This is a genomic window from Frankia tisae (assembly GCF_025403405.1).
In the GTDB taxonomy this organism is placed as follows: Bacteria; Actinomycetota; Actinomycetes; order Frankiales; family Frankiaceae; genus Frankia; species Frankia tisai.
In genome coordinates, this window is record NZ_JANEZT010000322.1 from 1 (window position 1) to 7,756 (window position 7,756).

8 protein-coding genes are annotated in these 7,756 nt (G+C 74.2%); 6 read left to right on the forward strand and 2 right to left on the reverse strand.

Annotation, left to right across the window (positions count from 1 at the left end; all coding sequences use genetic code 11):
• Nucleotides 1–92: 92 nt before the first annotated feature.
• Nucleotides 93–677: a TetR/AcrR family transcriptional regulator gene (locus tag NBZ85_RS24055; RefSeq protein WP_261560706.1), complete on the reverse strand. Its 585-nt coding sequence runs from the start codon at nucleotides 675–677 to the stop codon at nucleotides 93–95.
• 141 nt (nucleotides 678–818) lie between these two features.
• Here NBZ85_RS24055 and NBZ85_RS24060 point away from each other — a divergent pair, with 141 nt between their 5' ends.
• The 3 genes from NBZ85_RS24060 to NBZ85_RS24070 all read left to right on the forward strand — a co-directional run bounded on the left by NBZ85_RS24060 (nucleotide 819) and on the right by NBZ85_RS24070 (nucleotide 3,560).
• Nucleotides 819–1,760, forward strand: coding sequence for a TIGR03564 family F420-dependent LLM class oxidoreductase (locus NBZ85_RS24060; RefSeq protein WP_261562649.1), 942 nt, complete (start codon nucleotides 819–821; stop codon nucleotides 1,758–1,760).
• Between the two features lie 113 nt (nucleotides 1,761–1,873).
• Nucleotides 1,874–2,665: a 2-phosphosulfolactate phosphatase gene (locus NBZ85_RS24065; RefSeq protein WP_261560426.1), complete on the forward strand. Its 792-nt coding sequence runs from the start codon at nucleotides 1,874–1,876 to the stop codon at nucleotides 2,663–2,665.
• Between the two features lie 37 nt (nucleotides 2,666–2,702).
• Complete coding sequence (locus NBZ85_RS24070) at nucleotides 2,703–3,560, forward strand: MerR family transcriptional regulator (protein ID WP_261560423.1); 858 nt, start codon at nucleotides 2,703–2,705, stop codon at nucleotides 3,558–3,560.
• Between the two features lie 129 nt (nucleotides 3,561–3,689).
• Here NBZ85_RS24070 and NBZ85_RS24075 read toward each other — a convergent pair whose 3' ends face one another.
• A complete protein-coding gene (locus NBZ85_RS24075) occupies nucleotides 3,690–4,571 on the reverse strand; it encodes an SDR family oxidoreductase (RefSeq protein WP_261562650.1) in 882 nt (293 codons plus the stop codon).
• Nucleotides 4,572–4,655: 84 nt separating this feature from the next.
• Between NBZ85_RS24075 and NBZ85_RS24080 the strand changes: the two genes are divergently transcribed.
• The 3 genes from NBZ85_RS24080 (at nucleotide 4,656) to NBZ85_RS24090 (ending at nucleotide 7,715) form a co-directional block, all read left to right on the forward strand.
• On the forward strand, nucleotides 4,656–5,228 hold the full coding sequence (locus NBZ85_RS24080; RefSeq protein ID WP_261560425.1) for a TetR/AcrR family transcriptional regulator: 573 nt from the start codon (nucleotides 4,656–4,658) through the stop codon (nucleotides 5,226–5,228).
• A 253-nt stretch (nucleotides 5,229–5,481) separates the two neighbouring features.
• Complete coding sequence (locus NBZ85_RS24085; protein WP_261560669.1) at nucleotides 5,482–6,351, forward strand: class I SAM-dependent methyltransferase; 870 nt, start codon at nucleotides 5,482–5,484, stop codon at nucleotides 6,349–6,351.
• Nucleotides 6,352–6,485: 134 nt separating this feature from the next.
• A complete protein-coding gene (locus NBZ85_RS24090; protein ID WP_261562651.1) occupies nucleotides 6,486–7,715 on the forward strand; it encodes an alpha/beta hydrolase family protein in 1,230 nt (409 codons plus the stop codon).
• Nucleotides 7,716–7,756: the final 41 nt, after the last annotated feature.

A 7,756-nucleotide genomic window follows, 5' to 3' on the forward strand; every position in this document is an offset into this window, starting at 1 on the left:
GGCCGGGGGGATCCGGCCCGGCGGCAGCGGATTTCGCCATCGAAGACCTGTGGATCACGGCAAGCTACCGGGCGCAGTTCGCGCATGCAACGTCACACCCGCAGGCCGGCGGTGATCAGGACGAGCAGGCGGGGCAGCAGGTCGGCGTCGTCGGGTGCCTGTTCGCTGGCCCAGGCGGCGGCGTTGACGAGGGTCAGCAGGTCGGCGATGTCGACCTGGGCGGGAGTGCTGCCGTGGCGGTGGGCGCGGTCGAGCAGGGCCGCTCCGGTGGCGCGGATGGCGTCGTGGCAGGCGGCCAGCGCGCCGGCGGTGCGCCGGTCGCGAAGGGCGGCCATCTGGGTGGCGACCAGTCCGCGCATCGCGGTGGCGTGCACGGCGACGGCATGCAGCCAGACGGCCAACGCCTCGTCGGGATCGGGATGGGTCAGCAGGTCGCGCCCGGTGGCGCACAGCGCGTCGACGTCGTCGCCGATGAGCGCGGCCAGCAGGGCCGCAAGCGTGGGGAAGTGCCGGTAGAGCGTGCCGGCACCGACCCCCGCCCGTTGAGCGATCTTGTTCAGGGAGGCGTCGGCGCCCTGTTCGGTGAACTCGGCCTTGGCCGCTGCGAGCAGCTGGTCGCGGTTGTCGCGGGCGTCGGCGCGCAGGCGCCGCGGCGGTCGGGCCCCGGCCGTCGTCATCTCGGTCTCGCCCCCCGACGTTGCTAAGTGGAGAAGTTCTCCATATCCTAGCTCCGACATAAGCGGAGAACTTCTCCGCTCCGGCGGATCGGTGGCCAGCAGGTCCCGCGGCGAGCCACCTTCTCGAGGCAAGGAACATGAATGGACATCGGAATCACTGTGGGTGACGTACGGGGGCCGGCGACCCTGGCGGAGGTCATCGGTCAGGTCCAGACGGCCGCCGACGCGGGCTTCACCACCGCCTGGTCGGCGCAGGCCCCCGGCTGGGACGCGCTGACCGTCCTGGCCGTCGCCGGTGCACAGGCGCCGGGCATCGGCGTGGGCACGGCGGTGGTGCCGGTGGCGCAACGCCACCCCCTGGTGCTGGCGAGCCAGGCGCTGAGCGTGCAGGCAGCGGTCGGCGACCGGTTCACCCTCGGGATCGGCGCCGGCATCGCCATGATGGTCCGGTCCATGTTCGGCCTGCCCACCGACCGGCCCGCCCGGCGCATGCGCGAGTACCTGTCGGTGTTGCGTCCCCTGCTGCAGGGACAGACCGTCTCCCACCGCGGCGAGACGCTCACCGCGGTGGGAGCGGTGGACGTGGCGGGCGTGACGCCGCCGCCGGTGCTGCTCGCCGCCCTCGGCCCGGCGATGCTGCGCGTGGCCGGGCAGTGCGCGGACGGCACCATCACCTGGATGACCGGCCCCAGGACACTCACCGACCACATCGTCCCCACGATCGCCGCCGCCGCCACGGCGGGCGGGCGTGGGATGCCACGGGTCGTCGCCGGGTTCCTGGTGTGCGTGACGAACGACGAGGCCGCCGCCCGGGAACGGGTCGCGGGCCGGTTCGCCCTCGCCGGCCAGGTGCCGGAATATCGGGCGATGCTCGACCGCGAGGGCGCCGCCGGGCCGGGCGACGTCGCCGTCATCGGCGACGAGGACAGCGTCGCCCGGCAGCTGCGCCGACTCGCCGACGCCGGTGTCACCGACCTGCTCGCCTCCCCCGTGGGCAGCACCGACGAACAGGACCGCACCACCGCCGTCCTCGCCGAACTCGCCCGCTCCGCCCGCCCCACCTCCGCTGCCCCTGCGAGGTGACCACCTGCCGACCGCGCCCGTCCGAAGCCGCTCAGCCCGCCGGCAAACGCTGAAACCGGATCTGTTGATCATGACATGATGCGTGGCCCTACAACGGACAGGGGCGTTTTGTGATGGAGGATGCCGAGCAGCGGCCGTTTCAGGTCCGCTTCGGTTGGGGCGGTGAGGACCTGGCTGTGCTCGCGCCGGTCAGCGACACCGTCGTGATCGTCGACGTTCTGCGGTTCACCACCGCGGTCAGCGTCGCCGTCACCCACGGCGCGCAGGTGCTGCCCTTTCCCTGGCACGATGCCACCGCCGCACAGTTCGCCGCCCGGCACGGGGCGGTCCTCGCCGGCCGGCGCGCCGATCCGAGCACACCCTGGTCGCTGTCACCCACCGACCTCGCCGGCATCCCGGCCGGCACCCGCCTCGTGCTGCCCTCGCCCAACGGCGCCGCCCTGTCGGCCGCGGCGGCCGGCCTCGGCGCGACCCTGATCGCCGGCTGCCTGCGTAACGCCGCCGCGGTGGGCACGCTGCTTGCCGGCGAGGTCGCCGCCGGCCGGGCCGTCGCGGTGATCGCCGCGGGGGAGCGGTGGCCCGACCCGTCGGGACGCGCGCATGCCGGTCCGCTGCGCGCCGCCGTCGAGGATTTCCTCGGCGCCGGCGCGATCATCGCCCGTGCCGTCGATGCCGGCGTCCTGCCCCGGGCGCATATCTCCCCGGAGGCCCGCGCCGCCATGGCCGCCTTCCGCGCGGCCGCCCCCGACCTGCACGGCGACCTGCGCGCATCGGTCTCCGGACGGGAGCTGCGCAACCTGGGCTGGGATGACGACGTCGCCGCCGCCGCACAGCTCGACGCCGACGCGGTCGTCCCCGTGCTGCGCAGCGGCGCGTTCACCCCCCTACGCCCCCGAGTCGGTTGACCTTGACACCGTGGCAGGCCGTAGACCGGTAGGCACCATGTTCACCATTGGAGACTTCGCCCGCCGCGGGCTCGTGTCGGTCCGGATGCTGCGCCACTACGACGCGATCGGACTGCTGCGGCCCGCCCGGGTCGACCCGGCCAGCGGCTACCGCTTCTACGACGCCGGCCAGCTCGCCCGCCTCAACCGGATCATCGCCCTGAAGGACCTCGGTTTCACCCTCGCACAGGTGCGCGCCCTCGTCGACGAGCAGGTCGGCGTCGACGAGCTGCGCGGCATGCTGAGGCTGCGCCGAGCCGAACTCGCGGCAACGATCGCGGCCGACACCGCCCGGCTGGCCCGGGTGCAGGCGAGGCTCCGCGCCATCGAAAGTGAGGGACACATGCCCACCGACAGCGTTGTGATCAAATCTGTTGCCGCCGTGCGGGTCGCGGAGCTGGTCGCCACCGCCGCCAGCTACGCCCCCGAGGACATCACCCCGGTCCTCACACCCCTGTTCGCCGACCTGATCGACCGGCTGGCCCGCGCCGGCCTGACCCCGACCGGCCCCGCCCTCGCCTACTACACCGACGCCACCCAGACCGATGCCGCCCACGGCGACGCCATGATCTGTGTTCATGCCGCGCTGCCGGTCGCGGCCGAACCCGACGCCGGCCGCGACGTCGCGATCGTGGACCTCCCGGCGATCCCCGCCGCGGCCACCCTCACCCACCGCGGGTCCGTGCACGAGATCGTCGCCACCGGCCAGGCCCTGGCCCGCTGGATCGACACCCACGGCCACCGCGCCGTCGGCTACGCCCGCGAGCTGTACCTGTCCTGCCCCCCGGGCGCCCCTGAGCTGTGGGTGACCGAACTCCAGGAGCCGATCACCCAGGAGCCGATCACAACGCCCTGACCCTCCCTTCGACCATCCGTGTCGATACCATCACCCCAGGTGTAGCGCGGGAGGAGGCAGGCACCCGCTCGCCTCGGGCGGCCTTCGCTGACCCGAGTCCGGGCCGATGTGCCAGCCGGCTTGATGCTCTCAGGCCGGGTAGTTCCCGGCTTCGAGGTCGTCGAGCAGGCTCGGCAGGGTGGGCTGCCAGCCGAACCGTTCCCGAGTCAGCGCGCTCGAGGCGGGCTGGTCGACGCCGAAGATGCCGCCGAGGAATCCGAAGGTCTCCGCAGGGACGGCAGCCGTGGGCAGGCCGAGCTGGCCGCCGATGGCCTCGGCGAGGGCCCGCATCGTGTCGCCCTCGTCGGCGACGGCGTGCACCACCGTGCCGGGGGTGGCGTGTTCCAGGGCCAGCCGGAAGAGTCGGGCGGCGTCGAGGCGGTGCACGGCGGGCCAGCGCTGGGTGCCATCGCCGACGTAGCCGGCGACGCCGGTGCGCCGGGCTGCCCCGATGAGCAGCGAGGCGAAGCCATACGGTCCGCCCCGGGCGTGGACCGACCGGGGGAGGCGGACGACCGCGGAGCGGACGTCCCTGGTGGCCAGGTCGAGGACCGTCTGGGCGTTGCGGCCGCGGCCGCCGATCGGCCCGTCGGTCGGCATCGGGTCGTGTTCGGTCGCGGGGCGCCCGGGTACGGCGGGTGTGCCGGAGGCGATGACCAGCGCCTTGCCGCTGCCTTCGAGCGCGGCGCCGAAGGTCTCGACGGCGCGGGTCTCGGCGGCGACCGAGTTCGCGAAGTCGGTGAAGTCGTTGGTGAAGGCGAGGTGGATGACCCCGTCGGACTTGGCGGCGCCGGCGCGCAGGCTGTCGGGGTCGTCGAGGTCGCCGCGCAGCACGGCGGCGCCGGCGGCGGTGATGGCCCGCGCCGAGGCGTCGGAGCGCGCCAGGCCGAGGACCTCGTGGCCCGCGGCGAGGAGTTCGGGGACGACCACGGAGCCGATCCCGCCGCTGGCACCGGTGACGAAGACACGCATGACTGACTCCTACAAGTGATGGCACTTATGTCCCATCACCGTAGCAAAGTGATGGGACACAAGTCCCATCGGTACAATCGGGCGGTGCCACGATGGGAACCGGATGCGCGCGAGCGGCTGGTTGCCGCCGCGCTGCAGCTGTTCTCCGAGCAGGGCTACGACAACACCGCCGTCGCCGAGATCGCCGAACGCGCCGGCCTGACCAGGAGCACGTTCTTCCGGCACTTCCCCGACAAGCGGGAGGTGCTGGCGGCCGGCCAGGAGATCCTGTCGCGGCTGTTCGCCGACGGCATCTCCGCGGCATCCGCGGATGCCACCCCCCTGACCGCGGTCGCCGCCGGGCTGGAGCGCGCGGCCGGGGCGATGACGCCGTTCAACCGCGAGCTCGGGCCCCGGCTGCACGCCGTCATCGCGACCAGCGCCGAACTCCAGGAACGCGACGCACTCAAACAGGTCGGCCTCGCCGCGGCCATGGCAGGTGCGTTGCGTGCCCGTGGCGTGCCGGACCTGGTGGCCACCCTGGCGGCCGAGCTGGGCGTGCTGGCGTTCAAGGAGGCGTACGCCGCGTGGGTCGCGGCGGACAACCAGCAGGAGCTGGGCGACCTGGCGCGCACCGCCCTGGATCGGCTGCGCGCCACGGTCACCGAACTCGGTTGACGCGGAACCGGTGGGTGGCGCCACGGGTGGCAGGTGGGTTTCGCCGCAAGCGGAAGCCAGGGATGCGTCGGACCAGGCCGCGGCGGTCGGCGCGGGAGAGCCAGGCTGGCGACCCTGGACTTTTCCTGACGAGGATGCCCACGGCTGTGGCAGAGTTCCCGAGCGTGACCGCATTCGACGAGGACGGCCCGCGCCGGCGTCCGCGGGCCGCCGATGCCCATCCCTACCAGCGCGCCGACGCTGGAGCGCGACGATGACCGACACCGTGCCCGCGCAGCGGCCGCGCCGCTACTCCGACGACGTGCTGGGCGGCCCCACCGACACCGAACGCGCCCGGCTGGCCGCCATGGCGGCGGTCTGCGACCCGACGACGATCCGCATCCTCGACGAACGCGGCGTCAGCGCCGGCTGGCGATGCCTGGAGGTCGGCGCCGGCGGGGGGTCGATCGCGGCCTGGCTCGCCGGCCGCGTCACCGGCGCCGACTCCACGGACGCCACGGACGCCGCAGCCGAGGCGGCCACCGCGGCCCGGGCCGGCCATGTGGTCGCCACCGACGTCGACACCCGCCACCTCGAGGGCCTCGCCGGCCCGCACCTGACGGTCCTGCACCACGACGTCACCCGCGACCCCGCGCCCCCCGGCGGGCCGTTCGACCTCATCCACGCCCGGTTCGTCCTGGAACATCTCCCCGACCGGGAGCAGGTCCTGGACCGTCTGCGGGGCTGGTTGAAACCCGCCGGCGTCCTCGTCGTCGAGTCGATCGTCGGGTTCCCGCTGGACTCCTCACCCCACCCGGCGTTCCGCCAGGCCATGCGGAGCATCGACGAGGTGCTGGCGAAGACCATCGGCACGGACTCCGCCTGGGCGCGCGGGTTCCCCGCCCCTCTGCAGCGCCGCGACCTGGTCGATGTCGGGGTGAGTGTGCACCTGCCGACCACGGGTGGCGCGGGCGCCTCCGCCCAGTGCTGGGCGCTGACCCTGACGCGGCTGCGCCCCCATATCCGCGAGCTGGGCCTGGCCGACGACGACACCCTCGACGACGCCCTGGACTGCCTCGCGGACCCGGCGTTCTTCGATCTGTCGTTCGCCACCGCCGTCGCCTGGGGCCGCGCACCCGGCTAGCCGCGGGTACGCGCGGCACCGACCTGCACGGATCCGCCGGCCGGGGGCGGTGGGCGCGGCGGTGGGGTGTCGGCCGGCGGACTATCCGCGGTGCACGTTCGGCGAGTATTACGGCACTTAGAGTGCGAGCAGTGATGGCAACCCTGCGCACGGTGTCCCTCGCCGCAGCGATCCTCCTGCTCCCCGTCGCCGGTGCCCGCAACGCCGACGCAGCGCCACCCCCACCAGCGTCGTCTCTGGCAGCCTCGGCATCTCCGTCGGCCCCGGCATCTCCGTCGGCCCCGGTACCGCTGGCCCTGCCCCGGCCCACCGGGCCCTTCGCGGTCGGCCGGGACACGCTGGACCTGGTCGACCGTCATCGGCGCGACCCGTGGGTGCCCGGTATCGCGCGGGAGCTGATGGTCGACGTCTACTATCCGGCGCGGGCCGCCACCGGCACCCCGGCGCGTTACGCCACACCGCAGGAGATCCGCCGCTACCTGGCCGCGCTCGGGTTGGCCGATACTCTGCCCGTGCAGGCGCTCGCCGATACCGCGGTCGCCAGCCGGGTCGGGGCGCGCCCGCTTCCCGGGCGCCGGCCGCTGGTGCTGCTGTCCCCGGGCCTGGGGGTGGGGCGCCGCTCGCTGACCGGGCTCGCCGAGGACCTCGCCAGCCGCGGCCTGGTCGCCGCGACCGTCGACCACGCCTACGAATCGGTCGGCACCGCGTTTCCCGGCGGGCGGATGCTGACCTGCGTGGCCTGCGATCGGCTGCGCACCGACGCCGACTTCCGCGCCGCCAGCCGCGGGCGCGCCGCCGACCTGTCCTTCGTCCTGGACAGTCTCACCGGGCCGCACCCGGCGTGGCGCGGCGCGGCGGTCATCGACGCCACCCGCGTCGCGGCGGTCGGGCATTCCCTCGGCGGGTCGGCGGCGGCGTCGCTGCTGCGCCGCGACCGTCGGGTGCGCGCCGGGGTCGACCTGGACGGCACCCTCGGTGAACCGGTCGGCGCCGGCGGTTTCGGCGGGCGGGCGTTCCTGCTGCTCGGCGCGACGGCGGACCATCCCGGCGCCGGCGACCCCCCGGTGGCGGATGAGGATCCGAGCTGGGCGCAGGCGTGGGCGCAGCTGGGCCCGCCGCGGCTGTGGCTCGACGTCGACGGCGCCGACCATTTCAGCTTCACCGACGATCCCGTCCTCGCCGACCAGATCCCGCTACCCGCCACCGTGCAGGCACCGGCGCAGACGCTGACCGGCCGGCAGGCGTTGGCGATCACCCGCGCCTACGTCGGGGCGTTCGTCGAACGCTGGCTGACCGGACGTGCCCAGCCGCTGCTCGACGGGCCGAGCCGAACCTACCCGCAGGTCCGCCTCGTCGGCCGCTGACCAGCTGCGTGCCCTGATCGTCGGAGTGCCCTGGCCAGCCG